Source organism: Paenibacillus pectinilyticus (genome assembly GCF_001700435.1).
Taxonomy (GTDB): Bacteria; Bacillota; Bacilli; order Paenibacillales; family NBRC-103111; genus Paenibacillus_E; species Paenibacillus_E pectinilyticus.
Window position 1 is genome coordinate 32,848 of the sequence record NZ_LYPC01000021.1, and the last position, 22,092, is coordinate 54,939.

Sequence of the window (22,092 nt, forward strand, 5' to 3'; positions counted from 1 at the left end):
ACCTCTAATGAAGCGAGTCTTCTCTCTAAGAATCCGCACAATGGGTAGTTTAGGGGCCATGATCGCCCTGCTCTCAGGGTGTATGTCGCATAATGAAGCCAAACCATCTGCTACGCCTATACCCACTAAGGTAGCGGTAAGTGCAACACCATCGCCTACACAGACTGCAGCACCTACGCCTACAGTTACACCGTCGCCAACTCCGACCTCTGTGATTGACAAGATGACCTTGGACGAGAAGTTGGGTCAGATGATTTTTGCTGGTATCGATGATTACACCATGAACGAACAGGCACGGCAGCTGCTAGTGACTTATCATGTGGGCGGGATTATTCTCTATAAGCCGAATGTAAAAGATACGAAGCAGTTGGTAGGTTTGGTCAATGAGTTGAAAACCGCCAATAGCGTAAATAAGCTGCCACTATGGATAGGTGTCGATGAAGAGGGGGGGCGTGTAACCCGTCTGCCCGATGAAATTACCAAAACGCCGACGAGTCAAACGGTAGGCAAATCAGGCAAAACGGAAGTCGCCCACAACATCGGTCAATTGCTGGGGAAAGAGCTGAATGCCTATGGATTAAATATGGATTTTGCACCTGATCTCGATATCAATAGCAATCCGAAAAATCCGGTAATTGGTGATCGCTCTTTTGGAGCGAATGCAAGCCTCGTAAGCAGTTTCGGAATTCCGATGATGAACGGCATACAGGAGATGAAAGTCGCTCCCGTGGTGAAGCATTTTCCGGGTCATGGCGACACCTCGGTTGATTCCCACATCGGCCTGCCGATTGTGCAAAATGACCTCGCTCGCTTGCGTAAGATTGAGCTCGTTCCCTTCGCTGATGCGATCAAGCATCAGGCGGATGCGATCATGGTCGCGCATATTTTGCTGCCGAAGATTGATACGAAGTATCCCGCTTCCATGTCGAAAGCCATTATGACCGATCTGCTGCGGAAGGAGATGGGCTTCCAGGGGCTGATTATGACCGATGATATGACGATGGGCGCTATTGCTGAGAATTATGAAATGGCCGAAGCTGCGGTCAAATCAGTGCTTGCCGGCTCGAATGTCGTGATGGTCGGACACGATCCGAACAAAGCGATCGCTGTTCTAGCTGCGCTGCGTACCGCCGTTCAATCGGGGCGAATCCCGATGGCGACAATTGACCAAAGTGTAGCGCAAGTCAATAAATTGAAGTCGAAGTACCAGCTGACCGATACAACGGTGAAAGTACCGGATCCGAAGCTGCTGAACGCGGAGGTGCAGCGTGTGCTTGCGCCGCTGAATGTGAAATAATGACTGCGACTATTGGTAGAGAAATCCAATCTTATGGGCAGGGCTGAGATACAATAAGGAAAATTAGGACATGATGGAGAAAACAGGAAGTGGTTGGGCCACCTTGGCTTTTCAGAGTCTCAGCATGTAAAGTATCGATTGCAAGGAATCTGAAATAACTGGAAAATAGGTAGTTATTTCTGATGTTTTTCGATTTTATTAGTAAATAAATGGAAAACATAAAGTTAATTTCAGCCAAATGATCCACCTTTTGCTGAAAGGCTACAAATTAGCTGTAGGTTATCCAGTTATTCATCTCCATCAGAGAAAATTGCCAGTATTAACTGTAGTTTTTCCAGTTATTGCTTCAGGCTATGGTGAAGCGGGAGCCCTCATGCAGATAATGTTTGGGAAATCGGAGAAATCGGAGAAATCGGAGAAATCGGAAATCGGGATTCGGAAATCGGGATTCGGAAATCGGAATTCCGAATTCTAGTCCCGAGGAACTAAAACCATGCACAAGTGTCCAGCAACGCCACAAAAAGCACCGTACCTACGAGGGAAACTCGTGAGTGCGGTGCTTTTTCGGTGCTTTTTTGGTGTTCTCATTAGCACGGCGCGATCCCGCCGTCTAACAAGAACTTCGCGTAAGCAATCGGATTGTAATAGGTAGCTTTCCATTCTTCCTTCAGTCCAGCTTCCAGGAAGCTGTAACGTTGATCCTTCCCGTTGCATTCTATGAATAAGGGAAATCCCTCAGTTGTCATGGCGATATCGAGTCCAAGGTCAGCTAAGTTAGGCAGAGCTGTGCTGAGATGTTTGGCTACAAGGAGTGCGAAGTCATGGAAATCGCGGCAGACGGTTGCTGCATCCAGATGGGCGTAGTTGGCGGCAAGAATATCTGGTAAGGTTCTGACTTTTCCGCCCTGCGCAACATTGGTCAGAAAATGCTTGCGAGAGGCAACCTTCGCCACAATGCCGGTAACTCCCCACTCCCCATTTGCGCCGCGCTGGACGGAAATGCGTAAATCGAAAGGCCTTCCATCTACAGTAGCAAGAGGGAGACATTCTTGGATCATATAGCTGCTTTTTCTTGTTCTGCGACGGAGAACGAGAGGTAATTGCTTGCGAAAGATGACGGATCGCCAAATGCGGTTTTTGAGCTTCATATTTGCCGGATAGAGGAGCTTCCAGAAACCAGCCTTCTTCTCTAATTTCATGATTCCGCGACCGATACTAGAGTTCGTTGGTTTAATGATGAGGGTGTTATAAGTCATCATCATCATTCGAATATTTTTAAGCGTAGCCGGATTGGAGCTGGGGAGATGAGGGCGGATGCGCTCATCCTTCATGAGAATTTCATGAATCCGCATCTTGCTATAGCGGTTCCAACGATTGAACAGAATGACACCATGACGAGTCCACTCTTCAAGCTTCTCATAACAGGCAGGATCTAAGTAGATAGCCCGATTGTGAATCACTTTAGGTAACGGAATCCACATGCGCTCAAAGTGTTGATCGAATTGTACATAGGCATGTACTTCCAGTGTATCAATTTTGACATCGTCTATACGGAAGTAACAGGGAGTAATTTTATATTGCTTGCCCGCCTCGCCGTAAAATGAAATCGCTTCATACTGGGTGTTCCCTAAGGGAATTCCTGCAAATAAGGTATCGTTGACTAAAATACCCACATAGGGATTTTTCATGTACTTCACTCCTTCTTCAGCTTGGCGTAAATGCGTTCCGAACTCCGAATCCCTGTTAGTTTATGGATAAATCGAATAGCTTGCTTGTACGGATGCTGATACTTTCTGTCAGAGTTGGACAAATAACCACGCTTTTCGTCTTAATCCGCATATGTATAGAAGAAGTGTTAGGAAGGGAGTTGCTCATATGCGTTCAGTCATAGGGGGAATTCGAACGGCTCATCTCACGAAGCGGCATCTCGTCATATTGACGCCGGGCTCTTTCGCCATACCTTCGGGGAGGAGCAGCTCGGTCGAGCATGTCGTGCAACATACAGCCGAAGCCTTAGTGAACCGCATGCCGATTACGGTGATCGGTCGGAAGGCGGCTCTCCAAGGCTGGCGCAGCGTCAGAAAGGGAGTCACGTATCAACGCGTTACTTTCCAAGGAGCACATGGCTACTTATTGCGTGCTAGTCAACAGATCTCTCGATTGAAACCGGCCATTATTCAAGTTGAGAATCGCCCCCATTATGTGCGTCTACTTCGCAGGAAATTTCCCAAAGCGAAGCTGAGTCTCGTGATTCATTCGACCGCCTTTATTAACCCTCCTTATATATCCGCGAAGGCGTTACGAGCAAGCTTGCAGGCGGCGAATGTAATTATCGTGAATAGTGAATTTCTGAAAGGCTATGTGCAGCAAAAAGTACCAGGGGTCGCTCACAAAATTGTGACGCATTATTTAGGTGTCGACGTAGGCCGCTTTATTTCGAAGTGGTCAGGCGAGGGCAGTGAGTCTCGGGCGCAAATTCGGAGAGAGTTAGGCTTCGAACATCGAAAAATCATTTTATATATGGGAAGGCTCATCCCTCAAAAAGGAGTCCATCATGCGCTGCATGCGATGCGAAATGTCATTCAAAGCGAGCCATCCGCCTTGTTGCTGATTGTAGGAAGTGCCTTTTATGGTTCTAAGCGAATCACTAGCTATGTCAAAGAATTAGGACGAGTTGCCAAAACGATGCCAGGACATGTGAGGTTCATTCCCTATGTCAATCATCAAGAGATGCCGGAATGGATACGTTTAGCAGATGTTGTAGTTGTTCCTTCTATGGGTTCAGAAGCTTTTGGACTTGTTAATGTGGAAGCGATGGCATCGGGGGTTCCTGTGGTTGCTACACGAGCCGGAGGCATTCAAGAGGTGATTGAAGATGGCCGCACGGGGCTGCTGATCCATAAAGAAGACATGCCCACGGAGCTTGCTCCGACGCTTCTGCGTGTGCTTCAGGATGAGGCGTTGCAGCGGAGGATGGGGGAGCAGGGGCTGGAGCGCGTCCGTGACAAATTTACGTGGCAGCAGGCAGCTGAGGTGAGATGGGAATTGTACAGAACAATGCTGGAGGCATCGGCTATTCATCTAGGTTAGTGCACATTTTTGCAGGCTAACGTACTTCAATCACGAGGATTGAATATGTTACCAATGACTAATCCTTGGTGAATGGAGAGGAATCGATGAGAAAGCGAAAGAGCGTTGGTATAAAGCCGAGTGTGCAACAAGTAAACTCCCGCACGAATGAATTAAAGTGGCTTGATGATGTGAAAACCCAGCCTAAACAAGACAAGGGGGCTGATTATTTCAAAACAGGGCCGTTGCATCATACAATGAGTACGTATAATCAGGATTCAACGAAAACCATACAAGTATCGAAGGCGCCAGCAGCACCTGCCCCTGATTTATTATTAACCGAGCGCAAAACAGGGAAATTCATCGATCCCGTTGTCTACACCGACGATATCGTAGATGAAGCGGTGACATGGGAGAAAATCGCAGGCCGTTCGATTGACGAAAGTAAAATAAAGCCACTTAGCTTAGGGCCTAGAGCGATCAAGGATTTCGGCATCGAGCATTCAAAGCTTGCGCCGTCCAGTGTAACGAGGGAAAAGGTATCTTATCATGCGATTCATGATGAGCATATCGCGACAAATGCCATTTCTGGTGAAAAGATACAAGACAATACGGTGCCAGGCAGCAAGCTTCAAGATAACAGTATTACATCCGTCAAAATCGCGGATCAATCGATTAATTCTGTGAAGCTGGCGGACGGCTCGATTTTGCCAAAGCATCTCTCGGAGCTGATTATTACAAGCGATCTGATTGATAGCCAAGCGATTACGTCAGACAAAATTCATAGCGGCGCTATTCAGGCGAAGCATTTGGCGAATTACATTATCGATACGGCTAAGCTGATGGATGATTCCATTACGATGGATAAAATTAGAAATGGGTCGATCACGGAAGATAAGCTAGCTATTGGCAGCATTTCGGCTGCACATATTCAAACACAAAGCATCCTAGGTGAGCATTTAGCTAATCTTGCCATTACGACGCCGATACTAGCGGATCAGTCGGTTACGGGTCCTAAGCTTGCACCACGTGTGGTGGAGTCGAAACATATTACGCCAGCTTCCATTCGCGGGAGCCATATTGAAAATGATGCCATAACAAGCGATCACATCGCCCCTTCCACCGTACGGCGTGAACATATGCAGCTAGAGATCGTTGATTCTAGACTGATTCAAAATGGCGCTATCACATCGGAAAAGTTAAGTGATCAGAGCGTAAGTTATCGACATATCGCTCCAGGCGTTATTGAAACCATGCATCTGAGTGACAGTGTGATCACGAGCAGCAAGCTGCAAGATGAAGCTGTTACTTCAATAAAGCTGGGGGAAGGCGCTGTTGAAGCGAGACATATCCGTCAAGAAACGATTCGTACGGAGCATTTGGAAGAGCAGGCCATCACCCGTTCGAAGCTGCAAACGGGCGCTGTGAACTCGGATAAACTCGCAGAAGATAGTGTACACACGTCTAAACTGCAGGATGAAAGTATCACTTCGTCCAAAATTGCTTATGGTGCCATTCAAGGAAATCATTTGCAAGTGGGGATCATTTCAGCGAAGCATATCGTTCCTGGCGCCATTGGCGGTGTCGAAATCGATGTCTTAGCTATCCAACGTGACCATATTTCGGATGAAGCCATTGCGACGAGGCATGTACAGGAAGAGACGATCACGACGAGCAAGCTGGCAGAAGAAGCGGTGACAGGCGCGAAGATTGCTTTCATGTCCATTGCAACGCGTCATTTGCAGGATGGCATTATTGAAAGCATTCATCTCAAAAAAGGTGTCATTACTTCTGAGCATTTGGCACAAGGCTCCATTTCACTTGATGTTTTTGCGGATCGCAGTCTGGAAGGCAACAAGCTGGTCGAGAATGCCATTACGACAGAAACATTAGCTAAAGGTGCGGTTACAGACGAAAAGCTATCCGACGGAGCTGTGGGTGAGCGTCATCTGCAAGCGGATTCCATTTCGAATGATAAACTGCAAAATCAGAGCGTGACGAGCACGAAGCTGGCCGACAATGTGGTCTCCGAGGCTAAGCTCGCGAATGGCAGTGTCACTAGTCAGAAGCTCGCAAACAAAGTCGTCAACTCGGAGCATATTACGGACGGCGCTATTACAGCAGCGAAGCTGGCAAGTGAAAGCGTCCATGGGAGTAAGATTGCCGCAGGCGCGTTGAATGCGAAGCATCTGGCGGATGAAGCCGTCCTAGGCTCGAAGATTGCACCGCGTACCATCAGTAGTGATCATCTCATTGACGGTACGGTGCAAGGAACGAAGCTGGCGAAGGGAAGCATAGATGGCACCAAAATTAGCCAAGGTGCGATTACAAGCGAGCATCTTGCTCTGAGTTCAGTAACGAGTACACAATTAAGTCTTGGTGCGGTAGGCAATGAGCATATAATAGCGGGTGCTGTAGAAACAGATAAGCTTGCTGACTATGCTGTAGATGGTACTAAGCTTGCGGTTGGCAGTGTAGATAGCGCTAAAATCGTGGACGGAGCGATTCTTAACTCGAAGCTGGCTGATGGAAGTGTTGACGGAAGTAAGCTAGTTGTGAAAGCGATCGGTACGTATCATTTGGCAGATGGTGCGGTTGACGGGGCGAAGCTAGCTCCAGGTTCTGTTAGCGCAAGTCATCTAGCTGAAGACGCGATGCAGGGCTCGAAGCTGGTCCCCGGCAGTGTGGAAGGCAGTAAGTTAGCGGCCAACACGGTTGGCGCCAATCACCTAGCCATTGGCAGTGTAGATAGCACGAAGCTGGTTAACGGGGCAGTAACCAACGATCATTTGGCCTCTGGCAGTGTGGATGGAACGAAACTGAAGCCAGGTGCAGTCATTGGTGAGCATGTAGCCGAACGCTCGCTGACACTGAATAAATTCGTGGATAGTGTGCCGCGGATGCCGCGCAAGATTAGAAATGTGCTGCAGCAATTTGGGCTTATGCCTTTTGAAATGCAGATCCAAGATGAATCGATTGAAGTGGTCTTGCAGTTTGATGAACGATTTGCGAATAACAATTATGTGCTAACGGCGACGACGAATCATCCAGCATGTTATGTAACCGTAAGCCAGAAAGCACTGGACAGTGCGGTTATTTCGATCAATCGCACGAAGTTCACGTCGGAGCAACAAGGCATCGTGAATTGGATCGCAATGGGGAAAGGATTTTAAATAGATAGGAAGTTCACTTGTCCACCCATAGAAAAACGGGAGCTTGCAGTCATTGCGAGATCACCGTTTTTTTGTTGTTCCTATTTTGGACTACGCGTCGCAATTGGTAGATAGATAACCAATTTTCGTTTAAGGGATGTTCGTCCAATTTCCGTCTATCATCATAGCATATGATAGTAGAAATGGATGTAAGTAAACGCCATAGGAATGAATGTGAGAGGGGGATGTCATGTGAAGGGTGTTGTGCTTGTAGGAGGAACCGGAAGCCGTTTGCGTCCACTTACGAATATTATCAATAAGCATTTACTTCCAGTTGGTGATATGCCCATGATTCAATATGCGATCGAGAAACTAGCTAAGGCAGGGGTCTTCGATATTCTTATTATTACGGGCAAGCAGTCATCAGGCTTATATGTAGACTATTTAGGCGGTGGTGAACGGTTTGGGGTGAATCTCACTTATAAGATTCAAGAGAAAGCCGGAGGCATTGCACAGGCGCTCGCACTGGCCGAGGATTTCGTACACAGTGATGAGAAATTCGTTGTTATTTTGGGAGACAACTTATTTGAGGACAACTTGCATCCCATCATCCATACCTTCGAAAAGCAAGTAGAAGGGGCGATGGTTATTCTGAAGGAGGTCGCGGATCCAAGGCGATATGGGGTTGCAAGTATGAAGGACGGACATATTGATCGCATTGAAGAAAAGCCTGAGAAGCCAAACTCCAACTATGCGGTGACAGGTATCTATTTATATGATTCTTCTGTATTTGCCATTATTAAATCACAAGTCCCATCCGCTAGAGGTGAACTAGAGATTACAGATGTAAACAATGTCTATGCGGCAGCAGGAGCACTTACGCATACATTTTTCACGGGATGGTGGATTGACGCCGGCACGCATGAATCTCTTTTTCAAGCCACATTGTTAGTCAGGAAGGAGGAGATATAATGCAATCGTTGCTAGTAACTGGTGGTATGGGATTTATTGGAAGTAACTTTCTTCATTATTGGAAGAAACATCATCCGGAGGATCGAATCCGTCATGTTGATTTACTAACTTATGCGGGGAATCGGGATAACGTCAGATCACTAGAAGGGCAAGCTGGTTACGAATTCGTCCAGGGGGACATTGGAAACGAAGAGCTCATGATGCAAGTGATGCGAGGCATTGATATTGTTGTGCACTTTGCAGCGGAATCGCATGTGGATCGCAGTATTCATAGTCCTCGCAGCTTCGTTATGACGAATGTAGTAGGCACACAAAGCTTGCTGGAAGCGGCAAGGAGGAACAACATCCAAAAATTTGTACATGTCTCCACAGATGAGGTATACGGCACGTTAGGTCAAGAAGGTGCGTTTCATGAACATACTCCCCTTGCTCCGAATTCGCCATACTCCGCAAGTAAAGCTGGCTCCGATCTGCTCGTGCGCGCTTACTATGAAACTTACGGCTTCCCAGCGGTGATTACGCGCTGTTCCAATAATTATGGCCCAAGGCAATTCCCGGAGAAGCTGATTCCGCTCATTATTACACGTGCGCTTCGTGATGAACTCATCCCCGTCTATGGGGATGGTCTGCATGTACGCGACTGGTTATATGTGGATGATCATTGTTCGGCTATCGAGCGTGTCATTGAAGCGGGTGTGCCAGGCGAAGTATACAACATTGGCGGTCACAATGAACGAACGAACATCGAGGTGGTCAGGCGTATTCTGAAGCTGCTGAATAAGCCGGAAGATCAGATCCGTTATGTGGCGGATCGGCTTGGCCATGATCGCAGATATGCGATTGATAGTTCCAAAATCCGTTGTGAGCTAGGCTGGACGCCGGCGTATCCGTTTGACCTTGGCATTCAGATGACGCTGGACTGGTATGTCAATGAACGCACATGGTGCGAGCGTATTGCAGACGGATCTTATCGGGATCCCGATAACCAAGTAGGGGATCATCTGTGAAAATCGCCATTACCGGTGCCGGAGGGCAACTCGGCTATGATCTCAAGCGGGTATTGATTCCCATGCATGAAGTTATAGCTTGGAACAAAGAGCAGTTGGATATAACGAATGAGCAGGAAGTTGCCCAGATGCTGCTTGCGGCAAGACCGGAAGTTGTTATTCATTCGGCCGCTTATACAAATGTGGATAAGGCTGAAATGGAGTCGGAGCGGGCCTATGAAGTGAATGCGATGGGGGCACTGCATATCGCGAAGGCCTGTGAAGAAATCGGAGCGAAGCTGGTGTATGTCAGCACCGATTATGTGTTTGATGGGACGAAGGGGGCCCCCTATACCGAAGCAGATACCCCGAATCCAAGCAATGTGTATGGTCATTCTAAGCTGCTCGGAGAGAAATTCGTTAGTTTGAGCTGTTCCAAGCACTTCATTGTCCGTACGTCCTGGTTGTACGGCAAGCATGGCACGAATTTCGTTACGAAAGTAATTGAAAAGGCGCTTGCCGGCGGACCATTAACGATTGTCGATGATCAGTGGGGTTCCCCTACGTATTGCTTGGATCTGGCGATTTTCTTACGAGAATTAATCGATACCGAGCTTTATGGCCTATATCACGCCTCGAATGAAGGGGAGTGCTCTAGATATGAATTTGCGCAGCAGATTCTTCTGGCAGCAGGTCTCTCGCAAGTTAGTCTGCTGCCTGTTCTTACCTCGGATTGTCCGCCTGCTCCTGCGGTGAGACCGATGTATTCCGCTTTTGCGCATCAAGCCATTGCCAATAATGGGTTAACGCCACTCCGAGACTGGCAATCAGCTTTACATTTTTTCCTGCAATTGGACTATTATGACCCTGCGCTCCTAAAGAAGAAGGTGTGATATGAACATGTCGCTTGACAAAGCCAGTAGGGAAGGGCGGGCCAGAGGGTTTGAAGCTGGTCTCGTGCACGGCAGACGTATGGGACGCTGCCAATATGTGCTGAATACCTGCCGACCTGCTAACGTCCCGCTTCGAGAAGTGAGTGTACTCTTCATCCTGCAAGGGTTCGATGCGATAGATAAAGGGATCATCGAAGGCTTACAGCAGACAGTTCGCGTCGTCTATACCGCGAATGCCGTAGATATGCTTCGCTTAGCTGCAGAGCTACGCCCTAACCTCGTACTCGTCATGAATGGGCTCCACGTGTTTCCACCTGATCATGCCTCACACGTCGATCTCGTTAGAGGAATGGGCATTCGCACCGCCATTTGGTTTGCGGATGATCCTTATTTTACAGATGATACCGTCAGCTTGGCTCCTCATTATGATTATGTATTCACCCATGAAATGTCCTGTGTCCCTCTGTATCAAGGGTGTGGATGCGGGCAAGTGCATTACTTGCCTTTGGCAGCGAGTCCTGCCGTATTTCACCCCGAACATGTGGCGCCTGAGTACCGAAGTGATATTTGCTTCATCGGTGTCGGGTTCCCGAATCGACTTGCACTATTTAATGCACTGACACCATTTCTAATTGGGAAAAAAGTGGTAATTGCAGGTGCTCTGTGGGATCAGCTTCTGCATTATTCCCTTCTTCAACACGGCATCAAGCTGCAATGGATTCCGATTGAAGAGTCTGTGAAATATTATAATGGCGCGAAAATCGTGCTGAATATTCATCGTCTTACCTATCACGAAACCTATAACAGGAATCGTAGAAATCTACCCGGGCACTCCATCAATCCGAGAACCTATGAGATTGCGGGCTGTGGCGCTTTTCAAATGACGGATCGCCGCCACGATCTGGAACGTTATTACACGCCAGGGCATGACATCGAGACCTATGGGCAGGTGGATGAGCTCATTCATAAAATGACGCATTATTTACTGCATGAAGAAGATCGGTTACGGATTGCAACAAACGGGTTACGTAGAACGATTACAGAACATACGTTTGCTATTCGTCTGAGCAAGCTCTTGGAACTTATTTTTACCTAGAAGGGAGGGGTCATGATGGAATTTCGCAACACTGTGCATGCACGTGGACAAGGACATGCTGACGGATATCAAGCGGGATATTCGAGTGGTGTCAGGTTAGGCTTGTGCGAAGCGATTATGCAAAAAGCGGTTAGAGATCGAGCGCCAAGCCCGGTCTGGAATGTACGTGTGTTATATATAACCTCGGGGAAAGGATTTCCTTACGGCCCGTTGGATATTGCGATTATTGAGGCGCTGCGCCCCTTAGTTCGGGAATTGATCATAGGTAACTCCGATAAAGACGCCGTTCATATCGGAAATCCGACTGCAACGATTGAGACGCTGGCAGCTAGACATCGACCTGATCTGATGATTGTACTTGATGGGATGAATCTGGCGCTGGACGTCGTAGACCGAGTAAGGCGAATGGGCATTCGGACAGCGGTATGGTTAACCGATGATCCCTACTACACGGATCTTACCGCTTCGTATGCACCACATTATGATTTCATGTTCACCTTGGAGATCAATTGTGTACAGCTGTATCGAGAAATGGGCTGCGCACAGGTACACTATTTACCGCTAGCCTTTCAACCAGAGATGTTCAGGCCGAAAAATGTGCCGGTGGGGATGCAGCGCGATATTAGCTTCATCGGGTCAGCCTACTGGAATCGTGTGGCGCTGTTTGACCAAATCGCCCCTTATTTAGCAACGAAACGTGTATTTATCTCCGGCATTTGGTGGGAGAGACTTCGTCAGTACAAGCTGCTGGCACCGCAGATCCAGTTAAATACTTGGATGACCCCAGAGCAAACGGCCAATGCCTACAACGGAGCTAAGATAGTCATTAATATGCATAGAGCTTTTGATGACCAGTCCTATAACAACAACTCCCGGCGTATTCAAGGGGCATCGCCGAATCCGAGAACGTTTGAAATATCCGGCTGCGGAGTCCTTCAATTAACCGACATTCGGTCTGATTTGGTCAACTTTTATACACCAGGCTACGACATTGTCACTTATTCATCACCGGAAGAGCTCGTTCATCTAATGAATCATTATTTGATCCATGAAGAAGAACGTAAGCAAATTGCCCTGCGTGGGCTGTATAGAACCATGCGAGATCATACCTATACGAATCGGTTAATAACGATGTTAAGCATTGTGTTTGGACCTCGGTAATGTTGGGTAGTGGGCAATGCATGAGAAGATGAAGGTTGAGGTGAGGGAAAGTGAAAGTGGTTGTCAAAAAAAAGAGAACGCAAAAGCTTACCGTTGTTCGTAAGAATCCCAAAAGAAGAAGTACCCTTCTTACTAAGAAGCGGCCAAGAAAGCGAATAAAAGGAATCCGAAAAGTCCGAGTGATTAGCCGTCTGCGAAACAAACGTCAACCTCGCAGATTGCGTCGTTTGCGCAGATATTCACGCGGGCGCAGAGTCATTCGTGCTATCCGTAGAAGGCCCCTTAGATCGAAGAGAGCTGCAATGGCCTATAATGCGGCTTTCAATGCAGCCTATAACGAGGGTTTCAAGATTGGCTTTGACCAAGGCTATGTATGGGAAATGCAGCATCCGCTCGTGTAGTCCACACTGAGGCTGATCGTCAAATGCGAGATAATTCCACTATTTTTCACCAATTATGGAGCAAAGTTCAACAAGGTGAGAGCCGCTAACAACGGCTCCATCCGTCTTTTTCTATGAGACTTCTTCATACATAACTGAAATAGTAGGTGTATAAGTCGGGAAGCCTGTTTTCCTGGACTGCGGCGTCAGCCCTACCCCTTTTGTAAGAAGATCATAGAATAAGTAGAGCAGGTATTCCGCCAAGGACAGGAGTTGAGAACGAATGAGCCAGCAGCGTATTCAGCGGAGGGGGAAGCGGATAGCGAAGCGTTTAACGAAACATATATCGAATCGTAGCAAGGGACGACCTACCCAACGGTTATTCGCATCTTCACCGCAATCGCGTAGATCTTCCTTCTCACCACATCCGCCAGTCGTATCGGTTATCATTCCTGTTTGCGATGAAGCGAGCACGTTACGTAAAGTCATTCAGCAGGCCCTTCGGGTACATCCGCATACAGAGGTTATCGTAGTTGAAAATGGTTCTTCAGATGGAAGTAAGTACATTGCCGAGAGTGCAGGAGCGAGGGTCGTATCCTATGCACAACGGTTCGGACATGATGTTGGAAGAAGTATCGGTGCTAGAGAAGCTAGAGGCGAGATTTTATTGTTCGTAGATGCCGATTTTGTAATTCCAGCGGGGGAAATGATCCCTTTGATTTCTGCTGTGCAGCGTGGCGTGGATGTTGCACTAAACAAATATATTGGTATCATTTCGGGCGCGGAGGTTCATCGCGTGGTGGTCGCTAAATATGCATTGAATGCGGTTCTTAACCGTCGAGATTTGCAAGGGACCTCAATGACCACCATTCCTCACGCAATGAGTCGCAAAGCGCTTAACACGATAGGTGCGGAGTATTTGGCGATCCCGCCTCTCGCCCAAGCCATTGCTGTACAGCGTGGTTTACGTGTAGAGGCTGCCAAGTTTATCCAGGTCGGAAGCCGCAATCGGGTTCGGTTTCGGGCGGAAGAAGGCGATCCTGTCGGGGATCTGATTGTTGGCGACCATTTGGAAGCCATTAACTGGTTAATTCAGAACACGGATGCTCGAGCTCGCAGGCAGGATAATCTGCGAATCAGAGAGATGATTGAGGTGAACAGGTGAAACCTAAAATCAAGAAACGGATGCGTCGCCCCATTTCAACTCGGAGAATTAGCAGAAAACGAGTACTTGTGAAGAAGTCGATCCGTCATTCATCGCGTAAACGAGTGAGGTCGCTGCCGCAAGTTGAGCAATTCTGGAGAAAACAAGGTTATCAAGCAGGCCGACATGATGCACTTGCTCCAGATAAGGGGAATCGCCAGTATGGGAAGAAAGTGATGAATGATTGCTGGGTTAGGTGGATGCAAGCGCAGTCGCAGTCGGATTTAGCGAATATATCCAATTATGCAGCAGCTGCTAGCGGTTATGTCGCTGGATACGCTGTAGCGTTGGGCAGGCGTGCAACGAATTGGATGCTTCTGCCCACCGTGCGAACTGTTGGAGCTATTGTCACGGTAAAGAACGCAGAGCGCACCATTAGTCGGGTGCTAGAGCAGCTAAAGCGGATGCCACTCCATGAAATTATTGTCATTGTATACGGTACTAGTGATCATACGCTCGAGAGGGTGAGAAGTCACTCCCATGCTCTAATCGTGCATTACCCTGAGCAAATCGGGCCGCATGTTGGGCGAGCAATCGGTGCCAAGTTATCGACATCGGATATTTTGCTATTTGTGGAAGGGGAAGATGTCGTTCGAGCGGAGCGATTAATTCCATTTGTTAAAGATATCGACCGTGGGGCTGACATTGCACTCAATAATCGGACACCGTATTTACCTCAGTTCGCTGACTGGGATACCCTCACCGTGATGAAGCATTTTCTCAATGTCTCCTTCAATAAACCGGATTTGCATGCGAATTCTCTGATGGACGTACCCCATGCGCTCTCACGGAATGCCTTCCAGCATGTGAGTTACGCAGCGCTTATGGTTCCTCCCAAAGCACAAATTCAAGCCATACTAGCTGGGCTTCACATTACAGCGCCTACCAGCTTTCGGACACTTGCCTGGAGTCCGGCACGTCGAAATGTGAATCTCCAATTAAGCATTGGAGATCACGTAGAAGCACTCGAAGCCGCGATGCATGAGAAAGGTGAACGTATCCATTTTCCAGATATCATCCGAAAAAGGGAAGTCATCAAGGAGGAATGAGCATGCAGCTAACAAGCATTATTATTCCTACGTATAATGGGCTGTCATTATTGAGAGCCTGTGTAGCCTCTATTCGCAAACATACAGCCGTCCCTTATGAGATCATCGTGGTGGATAATGGCTCTACAGATGGCACATTGGCCTACTGTCGCCGAATGAAGCTCAAGCTGGTTGCGATGCCAGTCAATGTAGGCTTTCCAGCTGCCTGTAATTATGGTCTTCGTTTTGCGAGTGGAGATGTGTTGATGCTGCTCAATAATGACACCATCGTCACGCCGAACTGGCTGCCGAACCTGTTGAATTGCTTAAATAGTGCCGAAGATGTCGGGATGGTTGGCCCGATGACGAATTATGCCAGCGGCAAACAGAAGATTCGAGAGAAATTCACGACAACGATGAAAATGGCGAAAAAATATAATCATGTGAACCCAGCAAGGTGGCAGCAGACAGACCGCTTGGTCGGTGTTTGTATGCTTTTTACACGGGAGTTGTTCGAGAAAGTGGGTCTTATGGATGAAAGATTTTCTCCGGGCCACTTCGAGGATGATGATCTGTGCTATCGGGTCCGTCTGGCCGGTTATCGGCTGCTCATTGCAGGGGATTGCTTCATCTATCACCGTGGGAGTGTCAGCTACAGGAAGCAGGGGCGCCAAAAATTAAAGCGGCTTGTCAAACGAAATCGTCAGAAGTTTATCGACAAATGGGGCGTGGATCCGCATCGATTCATCTAGGCACCAAATCTCACAAAACGGCATATCGTAGAGTGAAAAAAGCTGTTAGGGGGGTAGCACTTGGAACAGCGCGTGACAACCATTATTGCTCATATTGCAGCTTCGCATGGGGAAATGGCTAAGATTTTGGAAACCCATCGTCATGTGTCTACACAAATGGCAGGCATCGTGCAGGAGCTGCCGGATTCACATCCTGATTTTGCTGGATTAGAAAACTTGCAGAAGCGGGCATTACAACTGACTCGTCAGGTAACGGCCTATTTAAATAGTCTTGCCGATTTGGAAGAAGCGATCGCGAAGCAAACGGAAATGGTTATGAAGGAAATGCATGTACCTGATGAGGAATAGAGGGAATAGCCTTGGATAGAACGGATCTCTATATGCAAATGCTAGATGCGACTGCCAAGCTGCAGGATGAAATAACGCATATGCTGGAAGCGAGAGTTATCGATGCGACGAAGTATCAGAACTGGATCTGCCAGCATGTGAACGCGATGAATGTGGAAGGTCATGAGCTTCAAATGAAAGTGACGGGCGAGATCCATGATAGTGTCATTGATCTCATTGATGGATTAACGAAGCTGGAGAATGCCTTGAACCATCAGATGAAAGCTTTACTTGGCGGCAAAGAATCAGGTACTGGCTTCGGAATGGGAAATGGGTTGGATTTCGGCGGCGGCTCATTCCCGTTAAGTGAGGATGAGAAGCTGTGAGGGACCTGAATCGTGAGCGCATAGAGCTGCACATGCTGACGTCGCTGGCGAGGAGCCAGCGAGCGCTAAGCAGAATTCTGGAAGCAGTGGCGGACCACGTCGAGAATTCGGAACAGCTTGCTGGCCATGTGGCAGCGAATCTCAAGACGATCAGCGAGTATCAACGTGCGATGGTGATGAGGTTGACAGGGCAGCGCGTGCGTTCGCGGCAGATCGTTGGTAAGCCGGGGAAGCCTTGGCTGAGGAAAGGGCTCTAGGGAAGCTCACTTCCGAAACGAACTTCCGAAGTCAGAACCTCGAACCAGAGAATCAGAGCCCCCGTTTAACCAAAGCTGGAGCTGGAGCAGCAGCTGCTGGAATTATCCCCAGCGTACGATCAAGCCAGCATGAGTTAATCCTCCGCCAAACCCATAAAGTAAAAGCATGTCCCCCGCCTTCACTTTCCCTTCTTTAACCCCCAGATCAAGTGCAAGCGGAATCGAAGCTGCTGAGGTGTTTCCGAAATATTCTAGACTATATAACGCTTTATCCAGGGGAATTCCGCTCTTCTCACAGATGGAATCAATCATGCGCAGATTAGCGCTATGAGGGATGAACCAATCGATCGCCTCGAGCGGCAGCCCACTCTTCTCAAGCAGCTTTTCGATGCCTTGCGGTACCGTCGAAACAGCGAATCGGTACACCTCGCGTCCATTCTGGACAAGCTTCCCGTCTCCTTCTAAGAGAGCTCCGTTCAATTCCGCAGCTAACCCAGTTCGGTACACATGCTTAGCGCCGCTGCCGTCTGAGCCCATATGAACCGCTAGGAAAGCAGGATGCTCTTCCTCTCGTTCAACCACGACCGCGCCTGCGCCATCGCCAAATAAAATGCAGGTGGATCGGTCGGTATAGTCCGTGATCTTGGAGAGGGCATCGGCGCCGATCACGAGAATCTTGCGATGCACGCCTGCTGCGACAAGTGCACTTGCTGTATGCAGCGCATAGGCGAAGCCTGCGCAAGTTGCATTGAGATCATAGGCGCCCGCGCCTGCGATGCCGAAATGAGCTTGAACCTGACACGCGACTGGGGTGGATGGCAGGTCGGGTGTATGTGTCGCGACGACGATGAGCTCGACATCGTCAAGTGAATCGGGATACCGCGTGAGCAAATTTTGTACAGCTGCTATGCATAAATGGCTTGTAAACTCATGCGCCTCAGCGATTCGGCGCTCACGAATCCCTGTGCGTTGCACAATCCACTCAGCGTTCGTATCCACCATATGGGAGAGATCTTCGTTTGTCAGAATAGCTTGGGGCACATAGGTGCCAATAGCTGAAATACGAGCTTGCAAGGGAAGAGCAGAAGGCATGAGTTGACACTCCTTTTAGTATCAGATATTAGTACTAGGTACTAAATTTAGTGTAAAGGAAGACGAGCTTTATGTCAATGGGCTCTCGTCGCGTCTTCTACTGTTGTTGTTTTTATAACATTCTTCGGATAGTCCGATAACTTGTTGGGGTATAGCCCGTCCGAGATTTAAACACACGGCTAAAATAGTGAACCGTATCAAAATGCAGCAGTTCCGCAATTTCCGTTATGCTGAGCTTGGTTTGGGTAAGAAGTTCTTTGGCTTTCTCTATTTTTTGAACTTGATGGAAGTGATGAGGGGAGATCCCGAACTGCGTTTGAAAGCTTCTTGCCAAATAATCTTCATTATAGTCTGACCAGTCGGACAACCATTGTCTGACGTAGGTAGCCGTTGCATGTTCAATTAACTTTGTCCTTATCTGATTCAAAACCTTAGTCAGGTGTGGGTGAGAATCGGTCAGGTGTTGGGAATGGTTATGTAATAAGCCAAAGAGGCTGATTAGCAGGGAGCGGTTCATCACGGCGGACATAGGGCTATCCTTTATGTAGGAAAGTGTGATTTGGTGGATGACCTCTCCAACACCTGAATCGCCAGCTGGAATGAGATCTCCGATATTTAATGTATCGACAGTGCCTTCACCAATAACCAACAGATTCTCGCTTTGTTCAGCGTTGAAATAGGATGGTTGTGGATAAGAAGAGAACGGTGAGTTTGAATAGTCTATTGATTCATTTAAGCCAAAGTGAAGGCCATAGAGTTCAAAGGGCTGGCTTCTATCTGCCTTAAAGGAATGAGTAATCGTAGGCCCATAATAAAACAAGTCCCCTTTTTTCGCAGCATACGTACGCCCTTGGATATTTCCGGTTCCTCTACCTTTGGAGATATAGATGAATTGATGGTTTGTAATGACTCTGGGCCCAAATTGGAATTCCGGTTCGCATTTTAAAATATTTGCATAATTGATTACTGGATTAAGCTCGTCCCAACTGATTCTGTGCACGGTGTTCCTCCACAACAATATATACGAATTTTGCAAAAAACTTATTGTTAGTATACGAGAACCCTTTGAAATTAGCAAAAATTAAGAAAGCAAAAGTCTATAAATTATAAATATGTGCGACTCCCTCTAAATTCATCGTTCATTTAATCCTATATAATGACAGTAATTATCGATGAGGAGGCGTACAAAATGAACATGAAAATGGACAATGCCATGAAACAGCCTAGCAAAGATTTTGAGGATTCAACCGCCCTTTTAAAACATCCAGGTGCACTACATGATAAAGCAGATCAGGATGGATATCTTTTTTTTCGCGGCTTGCTTTCTAATGAAAGAGTATTTCGTCTACGCAAGCAAATCCTTCACATATTGGAGCGGCGTGGGTTGTTAAGCTGTGACACAGATATTATGGATGGGGTAGCTGATCCTGAGAACGTATCGCAGTTGGTTGTTCAAGGCACGTATGGGGTTGGCGTCTCCACAGAAATCTATCTCGAAGTGCAGCAGTTAGAGGAATTTCATGCCATTGCACAGGACCCTGAACTATTAAATGTATTTAAAATCCTTTTTGGGTCCGAGCCTTTTCCGCATCCGCGCAATATTTGCAGGCTCATCATGCCTCATCCCAGTATGATCCCAACACCACCTCATCAAGATTTTTTGTATATTCAAGGCTCGTCTAGCACATGGACTTGTTGGTTCCCTCTAGGGGATTGTCCGCGAGAGCTCGGAGGTCTTGCCATGCTGGAAGGAAGTCATAAGTTAGGCCTGCTGAATGTGACAGGAAGCAGCGGTGCTGGAGGATTGGAGTCCTTATTATGCGGCCTGAATTTAGAATGGGCTTATGGAGATTACTTGGCCGGCGATGTTGTTATGTTCAAAAGCCATACGGTTCATAAGGCCATGCCAAACCAAATGGGGAATAAAATCCGGCTATCTTGTGATTTTCGATATCAGCCTGAAGATCAAGTGATAGACCGAAGCTCGTTAAAGGCACATGGCGGCTTCACTTGGGAAGAGATTTACAAGGACTGGAAAAATGAAGATCTGAAGTATTATTGGGATAAGGATACATTGACATTTTCGGATTGGGATAAATCGATCCATATTCACACGGATAAGATCTGTTAATGGTTGCTGATCTTTGCACAGCGGTTTTTCTGGCTTAAATCGTTGTGGAATCAGGAATAGGCTGCTCATATTATGGCAAAATAAGAAAAACATAAAGGAGAGATTCTCTTGAGAAGAACCATAGCGGATTCCATCGTGGAGTCCCTTCTGAACGCTGGTGTGAAGCGCATATACGGTATTATCGGAGATTCGCTCAATGCTTTGCTCGATGCGATCCGTCGTTCCGGAAAAATTGAATGGATCCATGTCCGCCATGAAGAGGTTGCAGCATTCGCGGCGGGCGCAGATGCCGCCCTTAGTGGCGGAATTGCGGTTTGCGCGGGTAGCAGCGGACCAGGCAATTTGCATCTCATTAACGGATTGTACGATTGCCATCGAAACCGGGTGCCAGTACTTGCGATTGCTGCTCATATTCCGAGCAGTGAAATCGGCAGCGGCTTTTTTCAAGAGACGCGTCCGGACATGTTGTTTCAGGAATGCAGCTTCTTTTGTGAAGTTGTAACCGGACCGGGGCAAATGCCTCGAGCGGTTACGATGGCGATGCAAACGGCAACGGCAAGGTCGGGCGTGTCTGTCCTAGTTCTGCCAGGTGATGTAGCCGCTTTCGAATACGATGAAAGCCCTGTTCCGCAACGTGTTATCCATTCCACCCGGCAGATTGTCTGCCCTTCTACAGACGAATTGAAGATATTTGCCGACTACTTAAACAAAGGCAAGAGGATCACCTTGCTTTGCGGTGCCGGCTGCGCGGGAGCTCATGCTTCTCTCATGAAACTTTGCGAGAAGCTGCAATCCCCGATGGTCATAGCGCTGAGAGGTAAAGAGTATCTGGAGTACGATAACCCATATTCCGTTGGATTAACCGGTCTCATCGGATCTGCCTCCGGATACCACGCCATCATGGAATGCGATGTCTTACTCATGCTGGGTACTGATTTTCCATATAGGCAATTTTATCCACAGGAAGCGACCATCCTTCAGGTTGATTTGGATTCCTCCCGGCTAGGTCGGCGAACGACGCTCGCATATGGGGTGTGCGGAGACGTGAAGACGACGGTCGAAATGCTATTACCCTTGTTAACCGAACCGCATTCCCCTGATCATTTGCAGCACTTTGCCGCACATTATGCCAAAGTCCGCGAGGAACTGGACAATCTCGCAGCTCCCGGCCGAGCGCCTATTCATCCGCAATACCTCATGAAGGTAATCAGCGATCTCGCAGATGAGGATGCCGTTGTGACTTGCGATGTAGGAACGCCGACTGTGTGGGCTGCCAGATATTTAAGAATGAATGGAAAAAGAAGGCTTCTGGGCTCGTTTAACCACGGGACAATGGCGAACGCCATGCCCCAAGCTATTGGAGCACAGGTTGCGCAGCCCGGACGTCAGGTTATTTCGCTGTCGGGGGACGGGGGACTTACCATGCTGCTCGGAGATTTATTGACTCTTCGTCAACATAAGCTCCCCATCAAGATCGTTGTCTTTAATAATGGTGCGCTTGGGTTCGTGGAATTAGAAATGAAAGCAGCAGGTTTTTTAGAATTCGGAACGGAACTTGACAATCCCAACTTTGCTGAACTAGCTCAAGCCATGGGAATCGAAGGAATTCGGGTCGAGGATCCGAATGAGTTAGAAAGCGCCGTCCGCCGAGGGCTCGAACACAACGGTCCGGTAATACTGGACGTTGTCGTTAATCGTCAGGAGCTGGCTATGCCGCCGAAAATTAATTTCGAGCAGGCACGTGGATTTACGATGTGGATGCTGAAAGCAGTTTTGAATGGGCAAGGGAACGAAATCATCGAACTGGCGAAAACCAATCTCTTAAGGTAATTCCCGAGGGAAAGGGAGTTTCCGAAAGATACCTCCGACTGACTGATGACACTATATTAAGGTCGTAAACGTAAAATAG

Annotated in this window: 21 protein-coding genes; 18 read left to right on the plus strand and 3 right to left on the minus strand. The window is 47.9% G+C overall.

What is annotated here, in order from left to right; translation table 11 throughout:
• Positions 1 to 7: 7 nt before the first annotated feature.
• Both nagZ and A8709_RS16235 read left to right on the plus strand, forming a co-directional pair.
• On the plus strand, positions 8 to 1,297 hold the full coding sequence (gene nagZ, locus A8709_RS16230; protein ID WP_141692559.1) for a beta-N-acetylhexosaminidase: 1,290 nt from the start codon (positions 8 to 10) through the stop codon (positions 1,295 to 1,297).
• A 250-nt stretch (positions 1,298 to 1,547) separates the two neighbouring features.
• Positions 1,548 to 1,772 carry a hypothetical protein gene (locus tag A8709_RS16235; protein WP_141692560.1) on the plus strand — a complete coding sequence of 75 codons (225 nt, stop codon included), beginning with the start codon at positions 1,548 to 1,550 and terminating at the stop codon, positions 1,770 to 1,772.
• A 112-nt stretch (positions 1,773 to 1,884) separates the two neighbouring features.
• Here A8709_RS16235 and A8709_RS16240 read toward each other — a convergent pair whose 3' ends face one another.
• Complete coding sequence (locus A8709_RS16240) at positions 1,885 to 2,985, minus strand: YheC/YheD family endospore coat-associated protein (RefSeq protein ID WP_065853421.1); 1,101 nt, start codon at positions 2,983 to 2,985, stop codon at positions 1,885 to 1,887.
• A gap of 187 nt (positions 2,986 to 3,172) precedes the next feature.
• Here A8709_RS16240 and A8709_RS16245 point away from each other — a divergent pair, with 187 nt between their 5' ends.
• The 14 genes from A8709_RS16245 to A8709_RS34595 all read left to right on the plus strand — a co-directional run bounded on the left by A8709_RS16245 (position 3,173) and on the right by A8709_RS34595 (position 16,960).
• Positions 3,173 to 4,387 (plus strand): glycosyltransferase family 4 protein, encoded by a 1,215-nt coding sequence (locus tag A8709_RS16245; protein ID WP_065853422.1) that lies wholly within the window; start codon positions 3,173 to 3,175, stop codon positions 4,385 to 4,387.
• An 86-nt stretch (positions 4,388 to 4,473) separates the two neighbouring features.
• Positions 4,474 to 7,539 carry a WIAG-tail domain gene (locus tag A8709_RS16250; protein WP_065853423.1) on the plus strand — a complete coding sequence of 1,022 codons (3,066 nt, stop codon included), beginning with the start codon at positions 4,474 to 4,476 and terminating at the stop codon, positions 7,537 to 7,539.
• Between the two features lie 231 nt (positions 7,540 to 7,770).
• Positions 7,771 to 8,490 (plus strand): sugar phosphate nucleotidyltransferase, encoded by a 720-nt coding sequence (locus tag A8709_RS16255; RefSeq protein ID WP_065853424.1) that lies wholly within the window; start codon positions 7,771 to 7,773, stop codon positions 8,488 to 8,490.
• A complete protein-coding gene (rfbB, locus tag A8709_RS16260; RefSeq protein WP_065853425.1) occupies positions 8,490 to 9,497 on the plus strand; it encodes a dTDP-glucose 4,6-dehydratase in 1,008 nt (335 codons plus the stop codon). The genes A8709_RS16255 and rfbB overlap by 1 nt, the downstream gene beginning before the upstream one ends.
• The gene (gene rfbD / locus A8709_RS16265) at positions 9,494 to 10,369 is read left to right on the plus strand and encodes a dTDP-4-dehydrorhamnose reductase (protein WP_065853426.1); all 876 of its coding nucleotides are present in this window, start codon (positions 9,494 to 9,496) and stop codon (positions 10,367 to 10,369) included. The genes rfbB and rfbD overlap by 4 nt, the downstream gene beginning before the upstream one ends.
• Before the next feature lie 7 nt (positions 10,370 to 10,376).
• A complete protein-coding gene (locus A8709_RS16270; protein WP_208607691.1) occupies positions 10,377 to 11,465 on the plus strand; it encodes a CgeB family protein in 1,089 nt (362 codons plus the stop codon).
• A 15-nt stretch (positions 11,466 to 11,480) separates the two neighbouring features.
• A complete protein-coding gene (locus A8709_RS16275; RefSeq protein ID WP_065853428.1) occupies positions 11,481 to 12,626 on the plus strand; it encodes a CgeB family protein in 1,146 nt (381 codons plus the stop codon).
• A 56-nt stretch (positions 12,627 to 12,682) separates the two neighbouring features.
• A complete protein-coding gene (locus A8709_RS34130) occupies positions 12,683 to 13,027 on the plus strand; it encodes a hypothetical protein (protein ID WP_141692562.1) in 345 nt (114 codons plus the stop codon).
• Positions 13,028 to 13,289: 262 nt separating this feature from the next.
• Positions 13,290 to 14,171: a glycosyltransferase family 2 protein gene (locus A8709_RS16280; protein WP_084224999.1), complete on the plus strand. Its 882-nt coding sequence runs from the start codon at positions 13,290 to 13,292 to the stop codon at positions 14,169 to 14,171.
• Entirely contained in the window at positions 14,168 to 15,259 is a 1,092-nt protein-coding gene (locus tag A8709_RS16285; protein ID WP_084225001.1) for a glycosyltransferase family A protein, read from the plus strand. Before A8709_RS16280 ends, A8709_RS16285 begins: the two co-directional genes overlap by 4 nt.
• 2 nt (positions 15,260 to 15,261) lie before the next feature.
• On the plus strand, positions 15,262 to 15,990 hold the full coding sequence (locus A8709_RS16290) for a glycosyltransferase family 2 protein (protein WP_065853429.1): 729 nt from the start codon (positions 15,262 to 15,264) through the stop codon (positions 15,988 to 15,990).
• 60 nt (positions 15,991 to 16,050) lie between these two features.
• On the plus strand, positions 16,051 to 16,338 hold the full coding sequence (locus A8709_RS16295) for a nucleoside-diphosphate sugar epimerase (protein ID WP_065853430.1): 288 nt from the start codon (positions 16,051 to 16,053) through the stop codon (positions 16,336 to 16,338).
• Positions 16,339 to 16,349: 11 nt separating this feature from the next.
• Positions 16,350 to 16,703 (plus strand): alpha-helical endospore appendage domain-containing protein, encoded by a 354-nt coding sequence (locus tag A8709_RS16300; protein ID WP_065853431.1) that lies wholly within the window; start codon positions 16,350 to 16,352, stop codon positions 16,701 to 16,703.
• Between the two features lie 86 nt (positions 16,704 to 16,789).
• Positions 16,790 to 16,960: a hypothetical protein gene (locus A8709_RS34595; protein WP_167357095.1), complete on the plus strand. Its 171-nt coding sequence runs from the start codon at positions 16,790 to 16,792 to the stop codon at positions 16,958 to 16,960.
• 102 nt (positions 16,961 to 17,062) lie between these two features.
• Here A8709_RS34595 and A8709_RS16310 read toward each other — a convergent pair whose 3' ends face one another.
• Both A8709_RS16310 and A8709_RS16315 read right to left on the minus strand, forming a co-directional pair.
• Complete coding sequence (locus A8709_RS16310; RefSeq protein WP_065853432.1) at positions 17,063 to 18,052, minus strand: ketoacyl-ACP synthase III; 990 nt, start codon at positions 18,050 to 18,052, stop codon at positions 17,063 to 17,065.
• A gap of 112 nt (positions 18,053 to 18,164) precedes the next feature.
• Positions 18,165 to 19,052 (minus strand): AraC family transcriptional regulator, encoded by an 888-nt coding sequence (locus A8709_RS16315; protein ID WP_065853433.1) that lies wholly within the window; start codon positions 19,050 to 19,052, stop codon positions 18,165 to 18,167.
• Positions 19,053 to 19,241: 189 nt separating this feature from the next.
• Here A8709_RS16315 and A8709_RS16320 point away from each other — a divergent pair, with 189 nt between their 5' ends.
• On the plus strand, positions 19,242 to 20,183 hold the full coding sequence (locus tag A8709_RS16320; protein WP_167357096.1) for a phytanoyl-CoA dioxygenase family protein: 942 nt from the start codon (positions 19,242 to 19,244) through the stop codon (positions 20,181 to 20,183).
• A 108-nt stretch (positions 20,184 to 20,291) separates the two neighbouring features.
• The gene (gene poxB, locus A8709_RS16325) at positions 20,292 to 22,013 is read left to right on the plus strand and encodes a ubiquinone-dependent pyruvate dehydrogenase (RefSeq protein ID WP_065853434.1); all 1,722 of its coding nucleotides are present in this window, start codon (positions 20,292 to 20,294) and stop codon (positions 22,011 to 22,013) included.
• Positions 22,014 to 22,092 lie beyond the last annotated feature (79 nt).

Bases quoted from the DNA above. Each gene is read 5' to 3' on its own strand.
- A8709_RS16310 (WP_065853432.1), bottom strand. From the start codon at position 18,052: ATGCCTTCTGCTCTTCCCTTGCAAGCTCGTATTTCAGCTATTGGCACC.
- A8709_RS16250 (WP_065853423.1), top strand. From the start codon at position 4,474: ATGAGAAAGCGAAAGAGCGTTGGTATAAAGCCGAGTGTGCAACAAGTA.
- rfbB (WP_065853425.1), top strand. From the start codon at position 8,490: ATGCAATCGTTGCTAGTAACTGGTGGTATGGGATTTATTGGAAGTAAC.
- A8709_RS16280 (WP_084224999.1), top strand. From the start codon at position 13,290: ATGAGCCAGCAGCGTATTCAGCGGAGGGGGAAGCGGATAGCGAAGCGT.
- A8709_RS16290 (WP_065853429.1), top strand. From the start codon at position 15,262: ATGCAGCTAACAAGCATTATTATTCCTACGTATAATGGGCTGTCATTA.
- A8709_RS16240 (WP_065853421.1), bottom strand. From the start codon at position 2,985: ATGAAAAATCCCTATGTGGGTATTTTAGTCAACGATACCTTATTTGCA.
- nagZ (WP_141692559.1), top strand. From the start codon at position 8: ATGAAGCGAGTCTTCTCTCTAAGAATCCGCACAATGGGTAGTTTAGGG.
- A8709_RS16245 (WP_065853422.1), top strand. From the start codon at position 3,173: ATGCGTTCAGTCATAGGGGGAATTCGAACGGCTCATCTCACGAAGCGG.
- A8709_RS16320 (WP_167357096.1), top strand. From the start codon at position 19,242: ATGAACATGAAAATGGACAATGCCATGAAACAGCCTAGCAAAGATTTT.
- A8709_RS16270 (WP_208607691.1), top strand. From the start codon at position 10,377: ATGTCGCTTGACAAAGCCAGTAGGGAAGGGCGGGCCAGAGGGTTTGAA.
- A8709_RS16275 (WP_065853428.1), top strand. From the start codon at position 11,481: ATGGAATTTCGCAACACTGTGCATGCACGTGGACAAGGACATGCTGAC.